Source organism: Hyphomonas jannaschiana VP2, assembly GCF_000685215.1.
GTDB classification, from domain to species: Bacteria; Pseudomonadota; Alphaproteobacteria; order Caulobacterales; family Hyphomonadaceae; genus Hyphomonas; species Hyphomonas jannaschiana.
Genome location: NZ_ARYJ01000005.1, coordinates 90,090 through 104,821 on the forward strand (window position 1 = coordinate 90,090; position 14,732 = coordinate 104,821).

The 14,732-nt window shown below is 63.3% G+C and carries 16 protein-coding genes; 11 read left to right on the top strand and 5 right to left on the bottom strand.

Features of this window, described 5'->3' with window-relative positions; genetic code table 11:
* From HJA_RS08900 to HJA_RS08920, 5 genes are all read left to right on the top strand, one after another.
* Positions 1-756 (top strand): creatininase family protein, encoded by a 756-nt coding sequence (locus HJA_RS08900; protein WP_035581181.1) that lies wholly within the window; start codon positions 1-3, stop codon positions 754-756.
* A gap of 98 nt (positions 757-854) precedes the next feature.
* The gene (locus tag HJA_RS08905; protein WP_035581183.1) at positions 855-1,586 is read left to right on the top strand and encodes an ABC transporter ATP-binding protein; all 732 of its coding nucleotides are present in this window, start codon (positions 855-857) and stop codon (positions 1,584-1,586) included.
* Positions 1,583-2,341: an ABC transporter permease gene (locus HJA_RS08910; RefSeq protein ID WP_241764329.1), complete on the top strand. Its 759-nt coding sequence runs from the start codon at positions 1,583-1,585 to the stop codon at positions 2,339-2,341. Before HJA_RS08905 ends, HJA_RS08910 begins: the two co-directional genes overlap by 4 nt.
* A gap of 1 nt (position 2,342) precedes the next feature.
* Positions 2,343-4,241: a Gldg family protein gene (locus tag HJA_RS08915; protein ID WP_035581185.1), complete on the top strand. Its 1,899-nt coding sequence runs from the start codon at positions 2,343-2,345 to the stop codon at positions 4,239-4,241.
* Entirely contained in the window at positions 4,238-5,287 is a 1,050-nt protein-coding gene (locus HJA_RS08920) for a DUF4340 domain-containing protein (protein ID WP_035581186.1), read from the top strand. Before HJA_RS08915 ends, HJA_RS08920 begins: the two co-directional genes overlap by 4 nt.
* A 2-nt stretch (positions 5,288-5,289) precedes the next feature.
* Here the strand turns inward: HJA_RS08920 and HJA_RS08925 are convergent, their stop codons facing one another.
* Positions 5,290-5,952: a DUF1223 domain-containing protein gene (locus HJA_RS08925; RefSeq protein WP_051597536.1), complete on the bottom strand. Its 663-nt coding sequence runs from the start codon at positions 5,950-5,952 to the stop codon at positions 5,290-5,292.
* Positions 5,953-6,073: 121 nt separating this feature from the next.
* Positions 6,074-8,761: an aconitate hydratase AcnA gene (gene acnA, locus HJA_RS08930; RefSeq protein WP_035581188.1), complete on the bottom strand. Its 2,688-nt coding sequence runs from the start codon at positions 8,759-8,761 to the stop codon at positions 6,074-6,076.
* Positions 8,762-9,000: 239 nt separating this feature from the next.
* On the opposite strand from acnA, the gene ccmA reads away from it, so the two are divergent.
* From ccmA to HJA_RS08950, 5 genes are read left to right on the top strand one after another with little or no spacing between them, the layout of a single operon-like run.
* A complete protein-coding gene (gene ccmA, locus HJA_RS08935; protein WP_241764330.1) occupies positions 9,001-9,573 on the top strand; it encodes a heme ABC exporter ATP-binding protein CcmA in 573 nt (190 codons plus the stop codon).
* Positions 9,570-10,235 (top strand): heme exporter protein CcmB, encoded by a 666-nt coding sequence (ccmB, locus tag HJA_RS08940; protein WP_051597537.1) that lies wholly within the window; start codon positions 9,570-9,572, stop codon positions 10,233-10,235. The genes ccmA and ccmB overlap by 4 nt, the downstream gene beginning before the upstream one ends.
* A gap of 20 nt (positions 10,236-10,255) precedes the next feature.
* Entirely contained in the window at positions 10,256-10,987 is a 732-nt protein-coding gene (gene ccmC / locus HJA_RS08945; RefSeq protein WP_035581191.1) for a heme ABC transporter permease CcmC, read from the top strand.
* A gap of 7 nt (positions 10,988-10,994) precedes the next feature.
* The gene (locus tag HJA_RS18545) at positions 10,995-11,159 is read left to right on the top strand and encodes a heme exporter protein CcmD (RefSeq protein ID WP_155839908.1); all 165 of its coding nucleotides are present in this window, start codon (positions 10,995-10,997) and stop codon (positions 11,157-11,159) included.
* Positions 11,156-11,677, top strand: a complete 522-nt coding sequence (locus tag HJA_RS08950) for a redoxin family protein (protein WP_035581194.1) — start codon at positions 11,156-11,158, stop codon at positions 11,675-11,677. Before HJA_RS18545 ends, HJA_RS08950 begins: the two co-directional genes overlap by 4 nt.
* Before the next feature lie 15 nt (positions 11,678-11,692).
* Here HJA_RS08950 and HJA_RS08960 read toward each other — a convergent pair whose 3' ends face one another.
* Positions 11,693-12,403 (bottom strand): MarR family winged helix-turn-helix transcriptional regulator, encoded by a 711-nt coding sequence (locus tag HJA_RS08960; protein ID WP_051597538.1) that lies wholly within the window; start codon positions 12,401-12,403, stop codon positions 11,693-11,695.
* Positions 12,404-12,527: 124 nt separating this feature from the next.
* Between HJA_RS08960 and HJA_RS08965 the strand changes: the two genes are divergently transcribed.
* Positions 12,528-13,079, top strand: coding sequence for an NUDIX hydrolase (locus tag HJA_RS08965; RefSeq protein ID WP_035581197.1), 552 nt, complete (start codon positions 12,528-12,530; stop codon positions 13,077-13,079).
* A gap of 5 nt (positions 13,080-13,084) precedes the next feature.
* Here HJA_RS08965 and HJA_RS08970 read toward each other — a convergent pair whose 3' ends face one another.
* Positions 13,085-13,744, bottom strand: a complete 660-nt coding sequence (locus tag HJA_RS08970) for an inner membrane-spanning protein YciB (protein ID WP_051597539.1) — start codon at positions 13,742-13,744, stop codon at positions 13,085-13,087.
* 75 nt (positions 13,745-13,819) lie between these two features.
* Positions 13,820-14,686 carry an EamA family transporter gene (locus HJA_RS08975; RefSeq protein WP_035581200.1) on the bottom strand — a complete coding sequence of 289 codons (867 nt, stop codon included), beginning with the start codon at positions 14,684-14,686 and terminating at the stop codon, positions 13,820-13,822.
* Positions 14,687-14,732 lie beyond the last annotated feature (46 nt).

Below are 14,732 nucleotides of genomic sequence, written 5' to 3' on the forward strand. Positions count from 1 at the left end.
ATGCTGCTTCCCGTCTCCACCTGGCAGGATATTGAAGCCTGGCTCAAGAAATCCCGCACGATCCTGATTCCCATCGGATCGATGGAACAGCACGGGCCGAACGGCTTTATCGGCACTGATGCGCTCTGCCCGGAAATCATTGCGCGCCATGCCGAAGCGCAGGCGCCGGATGACGTTCTGGTCGGTCCGACCTTCTCGGTCGGCTGCGCCCAGCATCATCTCGGCTTCCCCGGCACGATCACGCTGCGCCCGACGACGATGATCGCCGCGATGGCGGACTGGACCGAAAGCCTGATGCGCCACGGTTTTGAGCGGATCTACTGGCTGAACGGCCATGGCGGGAACGTTGCCACGATCCAGGCGGCCTTCTCCGAGATCCATTCGCGGCGCAGCTTCGACCCGCGCGGCGAGGACAACCGCCCGGGCCTGGAGCTGAAACTGCGCAACTGGTGGGATTTCTCTCCGGTCATGCAGCTCTGCAACCAGCTCTACCCCGTCGGCCATGGCAGCCACGCGACAGCCTCCGAAGTGTCGGTCACCTATTTCGGCTATCCGGACCGCGCGCGGCCTGAGGTGGAGATGAGCCCGAAGATCGCCCCGAACGGCAAGATCGGCGATGCGGTGCAGTACCGCCGCGACTTCCCGGATGGCCGCATCGGCTCCGACCCCACCCAGTCCAACGCGGAAGACGGCGGGAAGATCGTCGAAGCGGCCGCGAAAGCCGTTCTCGAAGAGGTGAAACGCTTCGCGGCGTAACCCAACCTTACTGAGAGCGTAATTTTCCAAAGTCTGGCCAGATGGGGCCAAGGGCGGTATCAGAATCTTCCAATGGAAAGAGGCGTCTGAACCAGAGAATGCTCGACATTCGCAGTCTGGAAAAAAGCTTTGGCGCCAAGCGCGCTGTGCAGGGCGTTTCCTTTACGCTTGAGAAGGGCACGGTGCTTGGCTTTCTCGGCCCGAACGGGGCCGGCAAGTCGACGACCATGCGCATGATTGCCGGCGTGCTGGAACCCGATGCGGGTGACGCGCTGATCAATGGAAAATCCATCGTCTCTCACCGCAGGCAGGCGCAGGCCGCGCTCGGCTATCTGCCGGAAGGCGCGCCGCTCTATGACGACATGACGCCGCCGGAGTTCCTGAATTTCATGGCCGCCGCGCGCAAGATCGAGCGAAGCAAGCGCAAGGACGCCGTGGAGCGCGCCATTGCCGACGCGCGTATCACGACCGTGGCAGGCCAGCGGATCGGCTCTCTCTCCAAGGGCTATCGCCGCCGCGTGGGTCTTGCCGGGGCGATCCTGCACGATCCGCCCGTCCTGTTGCTGGACGAGCCGACCGATGGCCTCGACCCCAATCAGAAGCGCGCCGTGCGGGCGCTGATCGCGCGGATGGCGCCGACCAAGGCGATCCTCATCTCCACACACACGCTGACCGAAGTGCCCGCCATGTGCACACGCGCCATCGTGGTCGACCGGGGCATCATCGTTGCTGACGGCACGCCGGAAGAGCTGGCGAAGAAATCCGATGACGGATCGCTGGAAGGCGCCTTCATGCGCCTGACCGACCAGGCCGAGGCAAACGCGCGATGAAGGAATTCCTGCGACAGCAGATGGGCGGCTTCGGCGCGACCTACCGGCGTGAACTTGGCGCCTATTTCGCCACGCCTATGGCCTATGTCTTCCTGGCCGTCTTCCTGCTCGCCCTCGGCGTGTTCACCTGGGAGGCCGGAAATTTCTTCGGGGCCGGTTCGGCTGACCTGTCGACCTTCTTTGTCTGGCACCCCTGGCTCTACATGATTTTCCTGCCCGCCCTGGCCATGCGCCTCTGGGCGGACGAACAGGGTGCGGGCACGGATGAGCTCCTGCTCTCCCTCCCGCTCGGCATGCCGGGGCTCGTGCTCGGCAAGCTGTGTGCGGCATGGACGGTCGCGGGCGTCGGCCTGCTGCTGACCTTCCCGATGTGGATCACGGTGAATTACCTTGGCGGACCGGACAATACGGCCATCGCGCTGACCTATCTGGTCAGCTTCCTGATGGCGGGGGCCTATCTCTCTGTCGGTTCTGCCATTTCGGCCCTGACCGGCAGCCAGGTGACGGCCTTTGTCATCAGCGTCCTGATCGCCTTTGCCTTTACGGCCGCAGGCTGGCCACTGGTCCTGTCCACCGTGAAGGCCGTGTTCGGAACCGGCTTTGCCGACCTTGTCGCGCAATTCTCCTTCCTGACCCAGTTCGAAGGCGCCCAGCGCGGCGTGCTGGAATTGCGGTCGGTCATGTTCTTCCTCGGCTTCACCGCCTTCTGGTCCATTCTGAACGGCCTGTGGGCCGCCCGCCAGAGGCTCGGCTGAGATGAAGTCGAAACACTACCTCCTCATCGCAACGGCGCTGGTAACGGTCATCTTCGTGGCGGGAAATCTGCTGGCGCAGAAAGTGCTGACCGGCGTTCAGCTCGATTTCACCGAGAACCATCTTTATTCGCTGTCGAAGGCGACGAAGGAAAAACTGTCGGACATCGCCGAGCCGGTGGACATCACGCTCGTCTATTCGCGCAGCGTCGGACAGGACTATCCGGCCGTGCGCGCCTATGCCGCCCGCGTGCGGGAATTGCTGAAAGCCTATGAAGCCCAGTCCGGCGGATATGTCCGGGTGCGGGAGATCGACCCCTCCCCCTTCTCGACAGCGGAAGACGAAGCGCTTGCGGCCGGCATCACCGCCATCGACACGAATGGCGACGACCCGCTCTATTTCGGCATCATCGGGCACAACACGATCGACGACCAGCGCGTGATCCCCTTCCTCGCGCCGGAACGGGAAGTCACACTGGAATATGACCTCACCCGCATGGTTGCCCGGCTGGACGATCCGGACCCGCCACGGGTCGGCATCCTGACCACGCTGCCGGGCATGTCCGCGCCGGGCGGACAGGGCGGCTACACATTGCTGGCAGACATCGACCGGTCCTTCGAGATCGTCCCGATTGCCGATAATTTCCAGTCGCTGCCATCCGATCTCGACGTACTTCTGGTGGCGCATCCGCCCCCCCTGTCGGAGCGTCAGGAATGGCTGATCGACCAGTTCGTGCTGCGCAAGGGCCGCGCGGTGTTCCTGGTCGATCCGGCGGCCAAGACGGCTGTCGGGCAAGGCCTGTTCGATGTCTCCACCGCGGGAGCGAAGTCCGATCTCGGACTATTGGGCGATTCCTGGGGCGTTTCGCTGTCAATGGATGCCGTTGCCGATGCAGCAGGCTCCCTGCCCGTGCCCGTCGATCTGGGTGACGGCCGGGTCGAGGAGCAGGCCCACCCGCTGTTCATCGCAGCGCCCGCTGGCGACATGAACCAGGACGACCTGATCACCGCCGACCTGACCCGCGCCGTGAACTTTGGCGCACCAGGCGCGCTGGTCACCTCCAAGCTGCCGTCTGACGTGACCTTCTCTCCCCTGATCGAGACCGGGCCAAGCCCCTCCTATATCGATGCCGACAAGGCCGTGCGCGACATGACGCCGTCCGACACGCTGAAAGCCTACCAGACCCAGCCCGGGCCGCTGGTGCTGGCCGCGCGCCTGTCCGGGCCGCTGGTCACCGCCTTCCCGGCCGGGGCACCGGCGCTGGAGGAACCGTCCGACCCCGTCATGGCCGAACTCGCGCGGGCCGACGCCGCCAATGCCCCGCCGCACATCTCTGCCAGCCTGACGGACGCCGAGCTCGTCTTCATCGCCGATGTCGATTTCATTGCGGACGATTTCTACATCGTGCCCGGGCGCGGCATCGTGGTGGCCGACAATGGCGCGCTGGTCCTGAATGCGCTGGACGCGCTTGCGGGCGGCGGGGAACTCTCGCGCCTGCGCTCGCGCGCGCCAAGCCTGCGCCCCATGACCCGCATCGACGAGATGCGCGCCTCCGCCGAAGCGATCTATTTCCGCCAGCAGGCCGAACTTGAGGCCAGCCTCAACGAAGCGCAGGGACGGCTGGAAGAATTGCAGGCCATCGGCTCGACTGACGGCTTCTTCCAGGGCGATGAGGCCGCCGACCTGACCGATGACGAGCGCGCCGAGCTGACCCAGCTGCGCGAACGGATCGTGACGCTGCGCGGCGAACTGCGCGCCATCGAACGAGACTACCGCCATGACATCGACCGGATGGAAGCGACGCTGAAAGCCATCAATATCTGGGGCGGTCCGATCCTGATTGCGCTGGCTGGCCTGCTTGTCTGGCGGCGCCAGCAGGTCCGCGCGCGGAGAGAGTCATGACAGAGCAGCGCCAACGCCAGCGGCGCAAACGCCTGCAGATCCTCGGCGCGGCCGCGGCCGTGCTGACAATCCTTGCCGTGCTGGCGCATATGGATTTCCGGGGCGGCCCGGCTCAGACCGGACGGACCGGACAGGCCGTCCTGCCGGACTTCGCCGCAATCCGCGCCGAAGCGACGGAGATCCGCGTGACGCTGGCCGACGAATCCTACCGCCTGCAGAACACGGCCGATGGCTGGACGCTGGAAGGGTCTCATGGCTATCCCGTGCGTGCCGACCGTCTGGCGGAGCTGGCGACCGGCCTTGGCGAACTGACCTGGGGCGAAGCGCGCACGCGGGATCCGGACAAGCTGAACCGGGTCGGCCTCGGTGATCCACGCAAGGGCGGCACCGGCGCGCTGATCGAGCTGGCCAACAGCGACGGCGAGGTGACCGCGTCCATCATCACCGGGCGCAAGGGAGAGCATCTCTATGCCCGCCGCCCGGACGAGATGCAGGCCTATCGTGTCACCGGCGACCTGCCGCCGCTCTACAATGGTGATGCCTGGCTGGACCTCAATATTCTCGACATCAGTCCGGATGCGGTCTCCGCCGTGCGCCTTTTCGACAAATATGGCGAGAGTCTTTACCTGCAGCGCGCCGTCGGCACGAGCGAACGCAGCTTCCGTCCGGGCCCGCCCTATCAGGACTTCCGCCTGATCAGCCGGCTTGCGGCGTCCACCCCTGCCCTCGCCCTGACGCGCTTCCAGCCAACGGGCGTAAAGCCGGCCACCGAGCTGACGACACGCCCGGTCGGACGGCACATCACGGAAACACATGACGGGCTGGAAGTGGAAGTCGAAGCCTATCGCGAGCCCGATGGCTTTTTCGTCACGCTTCGCGCCATCGAGGCTGGCGAAGGCGCGCATCGGGGCAGCACGATCAATGACAAGGCCACGGGCTGGGCGTTCGAACTGTCCGAATACGACTGGAACGATTTCACGCCGGCGGTCAGCTCCATCGTCCGGCCACCGGAAATTGCCGTGCCGGAGGCGCCGGAAACACCGTAAGCTTAGGGCGCGGGCGGCGGGTCCAGCGGCAGCGTGGCCAGCACAGGCCCGAACCCGGCTTCCTGCACAATCAGCGCACAATGCGAATGACAGGCCGGCAGTGTGATCTGTGTCCGTCCGCCAAGCCAGGGACCAAGCGCGGTGACCTGCGTCACAGGATGCACCATGTCGGTCGTGTTGTCGGCGCCGTCCAGATAATCGACATACCAGATGTCGGTCAGGCCATTGGCCTTGCCGCTCAGCTCTACCCCGTCTCCCTTGCGGACAAGACGCACGCCTTCCGGCGCTTCCTTGCGGGCTTTGGAAATGGCGGCCTCAACCTTTCCTGGCCGGTTGCCCGGACATTGTTCAACACCATTATAGACGGTCTGCGGCGTATACGGCCCGCGAAGGCGGAACCGGTCGACATAGGCGCGCTGGCGCTCTTTCGACTCTCCCATGGCCATCGGATCCTTGCCGCCCAGATAGTCCCAGTAATCCACCGACCAGGTCAGGATCAGGACATCATCGCGGGCCTGGTCCACGTCCTTCAACGTCGCATGCGCCTTCGGACACGCCCGGCAGTTCTGCGATGCAAAAAGCTCAATCAGGGTCGGCGACTCCGCCTGGGCGGCGGGGACGGCGACGGGCGAGAGAAGGAAAAGGGCTGCGAGCAGGCGTTTCATAACGGTTTTATTTATAGATCACCCTGGCCCTGACAACACAATCACAGCGGTGTGAGGGCTGCAAAAAACCCCCGCAGCGCCTGCTGCGGGGGTTTCTGATACTATGTTCCGGTCAGCCGCCCTATGCGTCGCCGCGCGCCAGGTTGCGCAGCACATAGTGCAGGATGCCGCCATTGCGGTAGTAGTCCAGTTCGTTCTCGGTATCGATGCGGACCACCGTATTGGCGGTGAAGGTCGTGCCGTCTTCACGGGTGATCTTCACTTCCATCGACTGGCGAGGCTTGATGTCGTTGATGCCTTCGATGGTGACCTGCTCCTTGCCGGTCAGGCCGAGCGCGGCAGCGCTTTCGCCTTCGGCAAATTCGAGCGGCAGGACACCCATACCAATCAGGTTGGAGCGGTGGATCCGCTCGAAGCTGCCTGCGATCACGGCGCGGACGCCGAGCAGGACGGTGCCCTTGGCAGCCCAGTCACGCGATGAGCCGTTGCCGTATAGATCTCCTGCAAAGATCACCAGTGGCGTGCCTTCGGCCTCGTACTTCATGGCGGCGTCATAGATCGGCATCTGTTCGCCATCCGGGTAGTGAACCGTCACGCCGCCTTCGACACCCGGAACCATCTGGTTCTTGATGCGGATATTGGCAAAGGTACCGCGCATCATGACTTCATGGTTGCCCCGGCGCGAGCCGTAGGAGTTGAAGTCCAGCGGGGAGACCTGGTGTTCCTGCAGATAAATGCCTGCCGGGCTGGAGGCCTTGATCGAACCGGCCGGAGAAATGTGGTCGGTGGTGATCGAGTCGCCGAAGACGGCCAGGACGCGGGCGTCTTTCACATCGGTCGGCGCATCCACGTCGAGGGTCATGCCTTCGAAGTAAGGCGGGTTCTGGACATAGGTCGAGGCAGGCGGCCAGCTATAGGTCTGTCCGCCGGAGACCTCGATGCCCTGCCAGTGCTCGTCGCCCTTGAAGACGTCAGAATAACGCTCGGCGAACATTTCCGGGGTCACGGCCTTGGCCATGATCTCGGCGATCTCGTGCGAGGTCGGCCAGATGTCTTTCAGATAGACGTCGTTGCCATTCTTGTCGGTGCCGATCGGATCCTTGGTCAGGTTCTTGCGCAGCGTACCGGCGATGGCATAGGCGACGACCAGCGGCGGCGAGGCGAGATAGTTCGCCTTGATGTCCGGACCGATGCGGCCTTCGAAGTTCCGGTTGCCCGAAAGCACCGAGCAGGAGACGAGGTCGCCGTCTGCGATCGCTTTCGCCAGCGGCGCGTCCAGCGGGCCGGAGTTACCGATACAGGTGGTACAGCCATAGCCGACGAGGTTGAAGCCGAGGGCGTCGAGATCGTCCTGCAGGCCGGCTTTTTCGAGATAGTCGGTCACGACCTGCGATCCGGGCGCGAGCGAGGTCTTCACCCACGGCTTGCGGGTCAGGCCGAGCTCGTGCGCCTTCCTGGCCACGAGGCCAGCGGCGATGAGCACGGACGGGTTGGACGTGTTCGTACAGGACGTGATGGCGGCGATGAACACGTCGCCATGGGTAACGGTGTAGTCTTCGCCTTCCACGGCGATCGGCTCAGCCGCATCCGATGCCTTGCCGAACTCTTTCGACATGGCTTCCGCGAACGCGATGTCACCTTCGGACAGGAGCACGCGGTCCTGCGGGCGTTTCGGGCCGGAGATGGACGGCACGACAGCGCTGAGGTCCAGTTCCAGCGTATCGGTGAAGACCGGCTCGGCCTGCTCCGGACGCCAGTAGCCCTGCGCTTTGGCGTAGGCTTCGACCAGCTCGACACGGTCCGCTTCGCGGCCAGTATTGGTGAGGTATTTGATCGTGTCATGATCGACCGGGAAGAAGCCGCAGGTCGCGCCATATTCCGGGGCCATGTTGGAGATGGTCGCCTGGTCTTCGAGGGTCAGGTTCGACAGGCCCGGGCCGTAGAATTCGACGAACTTGCCGACAACGCCCTTCTGGCGGAGCATCTGCACGACGGTCAGAACGAGGTCGGTCGCCGTGGCGCCTTCAGCCATCTTGCCGTCGAGACGGAAGCCGATGACTTCCGGGATCAGCATTGAGACCGGCTGGCCGAGCATCGCGGCTTCAGCCTCGATCCCGCCGACACCCCAGCCGAGGACGGACAGGCCATTGATCATGGTGGTGTGCGAGTCGGTGCCGACGCAGGTGTCAGGATAAGCGACGGTTTCGCCGTCTTCTTCCTTCGTCCAGACGGTCTGGCCGAGATATTCGAGGTTCACCTGGTGGCATATGCCGGTGCCGGGCGGCACGACGCGGAAATTCTTGAAGGCCGTGGAGCCCCAGCGCAGGAACTCATAGCGTTCCTGGTTGCGCTGATATTCGATCTCGACGTTTTTCTTGAAACTGTCCGGACCGGCGAAGCTGTCGACCATGACCGAGTGGTCGATGACGAGGTCAACCGGGACCTGCGGGTTGATGGCTTCGGCCGAAGCGCCGAGCTTCTTGGCGGCGTCGCGCATGGCGGCGAGGTCGACCACGGCCGGAACGCCGGTAAAGTCCTGCATCAGCACGCGTGCCGGGCGATAGGCGATCTCGTGATCGTCCTTACCCTTGTTGTCGAGCCATTTCTTGAACGCGAGAATGTCGTCCTTGGTGACGGTCTTGCCGTCTTCGAAGCGCAGCATGTTTTCCAGCAGCACTTTCAGCGAGGCCGGAAGGCGGGAAACATCGCCAAGTCCGTTCTCGGCGGCGGCCTCGATGGAATAATAGGTGTAAGTCTTGCCACCAGCGGTGAGCGTGCGTTTGGAATTGAAGCTGTCGAGGGACGGCATGGGAGGGGAACCTCGCGTCTAAGATGTGAATCCGGGGCCGCCTGGCGGACTGGGCGGCGCGTGCCCGTCTCATATAAGGCCGGAGGCGCTGACGCAATTGGGACAAAGGGACTATCCTGCAGCGCCTGAGCGGATAAAACGTGCGTTCAAACAGGCCGGTAGGAGATCCTGATGTCCCCACACACGCCAGATTCCCCTGATTTGCGCCATTCCAGGCGCGGAAACGGGTGCTGCGCGGCGTGACGGAGGTTCTGCTTTCCGCCACCGGCCTCGGCATGATTCGGGGGGAACGGGTGCTGTTTACTGGCGTCAGCCTGTCGGTGGCGCCGGGCGAAAGCCTCGTCCTGCGCGGCTCGAACGGCGCGGGCAAAACGACCCTGCTGCGTATTCTTGCCGGACTCACGCGGCCGGAAGCGGGCGAAGTGGTCCGCACTGGCCTGCATCACTGGTTTGCCCACCGCGAGGGCCTGAAGCCGCACGAAACCCCGCGTACACATCTTGGACTCTGGGCAAAGGCCTGGGGCTCGGATTCCGATCTGGACTCAGTGCTTGCCCAAATGGGCCTGAAGCGCCCGGCTGATGTGCCTGCGCGCTATCTTTCCGCCGGGCAGCGCCGCCGCACCGCACTCGGCCGGCTCCTGCTGGAGAAACGGCCGATCTGGATGCTGGACGAGCCCTACACAGCGCTCGACGCCGAAGGCCGCGAGCTGGTGCTCGAACTGATCGAGGATCACCTGAAATCCGGCGGCGGCGTGGTTGCGGCCATTCATGGCGAATCCGGCTTCGTGCCAACCAATGAGGTCGTGTTGTGAGGCCGGCTCCGATCCTCTCTGCCTTCCAGCAGGCACTGGGTGAGGCCTGGGCGGGCGGCGCAGGTGCACTGCTACCGCTCGGCTTCTTCGCGGGCGCGGCTGTGCTCGTGCCACTTGGAATCGGCACAGACCCACAGACGCTTCGCGCGGTCGGGCCGGGCATTCTCTGGGTTGCCCTCGCCCTTTCCAGCCTCGTGACGCTGGAGCGGATCTTTCAGGCAGACACCGAAGACGGCGCGCTGGACCTGTGGCTGCAGACCGGCGCGCCCGCCTCCGCCATTGCCGGGGCGAAGACCTTCGCGCACTGGCTGGCGGCGGGCCTGCCGCTCGCGCTGCTCTCCCCGCTCCTTGCGCTGATGTTCCAGGCGGAGGCCTCTGCCGATCTGCTGCGCAATGCCGCGCTCTATGGCCTTGGCGGCCTTGCCTTCTATTTCTGGGGCGGGGTTGGGGCGGCCCTGTCGGCCACGGTGCGGCGCGGCGGCCTGTTGATCAGTCTCATCGCCCTGCCATTGTACGTGCCGACAGCCATTTTCGGAGCACTCTCCATGACCAACGGCCCCGGCAGCGAAAGCGCACCCCTGTTTCTGGCGGCCTCCACCCTGTTCGCCCTGGCCGTTGCGCCATTCGCCATGGCTGCAGCCTTGCGCTTGGCGGCAGACTGAGGGAGCGGTATCGCAAGTCCATGTTTTCCTGGTTCGCAAATCCCCTCCGTTTCATGCGCCTGTCGAACTGGCTGGCGCCGCTTTGCTATGCGCTGAGCGCCCTGCTGATCGGCTGGGGCCTGTGGCAGGGCCTCTGGATGGTTCCGAAGGATGAATATCAGGGCGGGGACATCATGCGCGTGATGTTCCTCCACGTGCCCGCCGCCTGGCTCGCCATGGCAAGTTACATGGCAATGGCGGTGATGAGCTTCATCTGGTTCATCTGGCGGCATGAAGTGGCCGACATCGCTGCGAAATCCATCGCACCACTAGGCGCGGTCTGGACCGCGATCTGCCTTGCCACCGGATCGATCTGGGGCAAGCCGACCTGGGGCACCTGGTGGCAATGGGACGATGCCCGGATGATGTCGGTCCTGTTCATGTTCTTCCTGTTCCTCGGCTACATGGCGCTGCGCGCGTCCATGGACACACGCCAGAAGGCCGCCCGCGCCGGCGCCATCCTCGCCATGGTGGGCGCGATCAATGTACCGCTGATCAAATTCTCCGTGGACCTCTTCACCTCGCTGCACCAGGATTCGAGCGTGCTGACGGCTGACGGTCCGAAAATGGCCGCGGTCTATCTCTGGCCCCTGCTGGCAAGCGGCCTTGGCCACACCCTGCTCTTCGCGGGCCTGACGCAGACGCTGATGCGCGCCGAGATCTGGGACAGACGCACCGCGCAGGCGAATGCGAAACTCATGGCGGAAGGCTGAGCAGACCATGTTGCCTGATTTCGACAAGAATGCCGTCTTCATCTGGGCCTGCTACACCATCGGCGCAGTCGGCCTGGGTCTGACGATCCTGATCGTCACCCTGCGGGCGAAAGCTGCGCAGGCAAAAATGCAGCGGGCCGAAGCGCGCCTGCGCGGAGATGACGCAGCATGAAACGCTGGCTTGCGGCCATTCCGGTCACCGCACTTGTGCTTTTCGCGGGCCTGGCGGGCTGGGAACTCAGCCACCCGGAAAAAGGCGACTTCGAGCGCGTCTCCCGCACAGCGCCGGACCGGAGCTTCGAACGGCTGGAAGGCGGCACGCTGAGTTTCGCGCCCACACCTAATGGCGAGACGATTGCCGTGAACCTGTTTGCGAGCTGGTGCGCGCCCTGTGAGGCCGAGCATCCACGCCTGACGGCACTGGCCGAGGCCCATCCGGGGCAGATTTATGGGGTGCTATACAAGGATACGCCCGCCAATGGACGGAAATTCCTGGACGAACTTGGCAATCCGTATGCCGATATCGTTCTGGATCCGGATGGTCAGGGCGGTCTGGATTTCGGCCTGACAGGCGTGCCGGAAACCTTTGTGATCTCAGCCAATGGCGAGATCCTGGAGCATGTCGCCGGGCCGCTGGATGCAGACGCGGTGAAACGGGTGGGCGAGGCGCTCAGCGCGCCCCGCCCCTGAACCCTTTAAGCCAGATTACTTCTTCTTGGCTTTACGAGCGGCCGGCTTCTTTGCCGGTGCTTTTTTCACGGCCGGTGCTTTTGCAGCAGCTGCGGCTTTCTTCGGGGCAGCCTTTTTAGGAGCGGCCTTCTTAGGCGCGGCCTTCTTTGCGGCCGGCTTGGCAGCAGCAGCTTTTTTCGGGGCAGCGGCCTTCTTGGCAGCCGGCTTCTTGGCCGGTGCTTTTTTCGCAGCAGGTGCTTTCTTGGCCGGAGCTTTCTTCGGTGCCGCAGCCTTCGGCGCAGCTTTCGGTGCCGGGGCCGGCTTGGCTTCTTCTTCGGTCAGGCCGACGAGACCAGACATCAGGGCGTCCTGCTTCACTTTCGCGAGGCCGGAGAAGAGTGCAGCGTCAGCAGCCTGAACAGCCGGGAGGGCCTTATCCAGGGCCTTCTTGCCTTTTGCCGTCAGGGAGACGGACTTGGCGCGAGCGTCGGTTTTCGAAGCAGCACGCTTGATCAGACCGCTGGTTTCCATACGGGCGACCATGTCTGCGAGGGTCGAGCGGTCGATGCCGGTGGCATTGACGAGATCCGACTGGCTGGCGCCTTCATTGCCGTCCAGGGCTGCGAGCAGCGAGAACTGGCGCAGCGTGATGCCGGCGGAACGGAGCGCCTTTGCGCTGTGGTTTGCAGCAGCCTGCTGAGCGCGGTGCAGCAGGTGGCTTGGCGAAGCATTGAGATTGAATGACATTTTCGTTTACCTTTCGAGGGATGACTTAACTAGTTCGGCGGCCGACCCACCCACAAGCCCCCTAAAGCAGAGGCCCGTGTGCGGATCAATACCCCTCTCTTAGAACGCGATTGGATAACAACAGATGACGGATCAATTATCGAATCCTTTCATTTCGCCCCTTTTTCACACAGAAATACCCGAAGGAGACGATAAATTGCGGCGCGTTTGCGCGCATTGCCGGTTTATCGACTATGTGAACCCCAAAATCGTCGCAGGGTCGGTTGTGACCAAAGATGACCGGATTTTGCTCTGCCGGCGCGCAATCGAGCCTCGAAAAGGTTACTGGACCCTCCCCGCCGGATTCATGGAAGAAGGCGAAACAGTCGAGGAAGGTGCACGGAGGGAAGCCCAGGAAGAAGCGTGCGCGGACATCCGGATCCAGCAGTTACTCGCCGTTTACTCTGTTCCCCGCATCGCACAGGTTCAGGTCATGTTCCGGGCAGAGCTGATGTCTGACATCGCCGCCGGGCCGGAGAGTGAGGAAGTCGGATTATTCGCCTGGAAGGAGATTCCATGGTCGGAACTCGCCTTTCCGACCGTGATCTGGGCTCTGACACATTATGCAGAAACCCGGCACCTGCCCGCCTTTCCGCCCTTCGCCAACCCTCCGGGAACTGAAAAGCTCACCCATTAGGCGAGTCAGCGCTCGCCGGACTGGGTTTGCATATGCTTCAGAGTATAGGGCGCATTCGCCATGGCGAAGACGAAGCCAATGACGATATTTCCCATCTTCCAGTTCGCCCAGGCGGCCTCACCGAATGCCTGCCACACCACGATGTTCCATATTGCCATCGCAATAAAGTATAGGCCCCAACGGATCGCCAGGACGCGCCAGGCATAGTCCGGCAGATGAAAAAGCTCGTTGAACAGCATTTTCCAGATATTACGGCCAACGGCGAGGCCGCCGAAAATCGCACCCGCGAACATCAGGTTGATAATCGTCGGCTTCAGGAAAAGCAGGAGCTTCGAATGAAACGCGATGCCCAGAACGCCGAAAACACCGATAAGGCTTGAGGAAACGAGCAGGAAGGGCGGTATTCTCTGCTTACGGATCAACTTCATGCCAATCACTGCGGCCGTTGCCACAATCAGGACGCCTGTGGCCCAGAACAGCGCATTCTCACTGGAAAACAGCCCCTCTTCCGGAAAGCGCAGCATGACATTGTAGATGACAATAAAGGCCAGCGTCGGGCCGAGTTCCGTCCAGATTCCCCCGGCACGCGCGGCGGCATCCTTGACGTTCGCCTCCTGCGGGGCATCGTCCGGATGGGTCACTGTCTTCTGATCGAACTCGCTCATATGCTTCCTACGCACCATCCGTGCTTGCGGTTTTGTTAAAACCGCTGTCGCACGAAACGTCGCAGACGGCGAGTCTCACACTGCTCCGGCCTGCATCAGGACAAGGCCCGTGGCCAGAACCGAGGCCGCCACGATCCGCCGGGCGCCAAAACTCTCTTTCAGGAACACGGCCGCCATGACGGCGGCGAAGACGACAGAGGTCTCCCGGAGCGCGGTCACCATGGCCGCATCCGTCATCGTATAGGCAAAGATGGCTGCGCCATAGGAGAGCGAACCGGCAATCCCGCCCCAGATACCGGGCCGCAACTGCGGTCGCAGCGTTTTCATGTATTGCCCGCGCCTCTGCCAGAGAAACACGAGCGTGACGCCCACCCAGTCGATCAGGAAGAGGATGATGATGAATGTCATCGGATGCGGCATGGCGCGGGCGGCGCGCGTGTCGTTCACCGCGTAGAGGCCGACACCCACCGCCGTGAGGGCCGCCCAGACCAGTGCCGTACGGTCCAGCCGTCGGCCTTCGATCGTGGCTGCGGTCGGCAGCGCAAAGAAGAGAATGGAGAAGGACGCGCAGAAAAGGCCGATGGATTGCACCGGCGCCAGATGCTCGCTGAGCAGGAAGGTGCCGAAAATCGCCGTCGCCAACGGGCCGAGACCGCGCATCACCGGATAGACCAGCGACAGGTCGCCCCGGTGCATCGCCCGGACGAGGCAGAACTGATACATCCAGTGAGACACCATCGATACCGCGATCAGCGGCAAGGTACTCGGCGGCGGCATTGGGAAGAAGGGAACGAACGGCACGACGGTCAGCGCCATGACCACAGACACGATCATCCGTCCGGTCAGGATGTCCCCGCCCCTCTTCACGATCACATTCACAGTGGCCACCGTTATTGCGGAGAACAGGCAGATAACGATGGGAAGGAATTCTGAGCTTGGCATTCGGTTTCAGCTGGCAGGAACGGTGGGGGCCGTCTCATGCACCAGT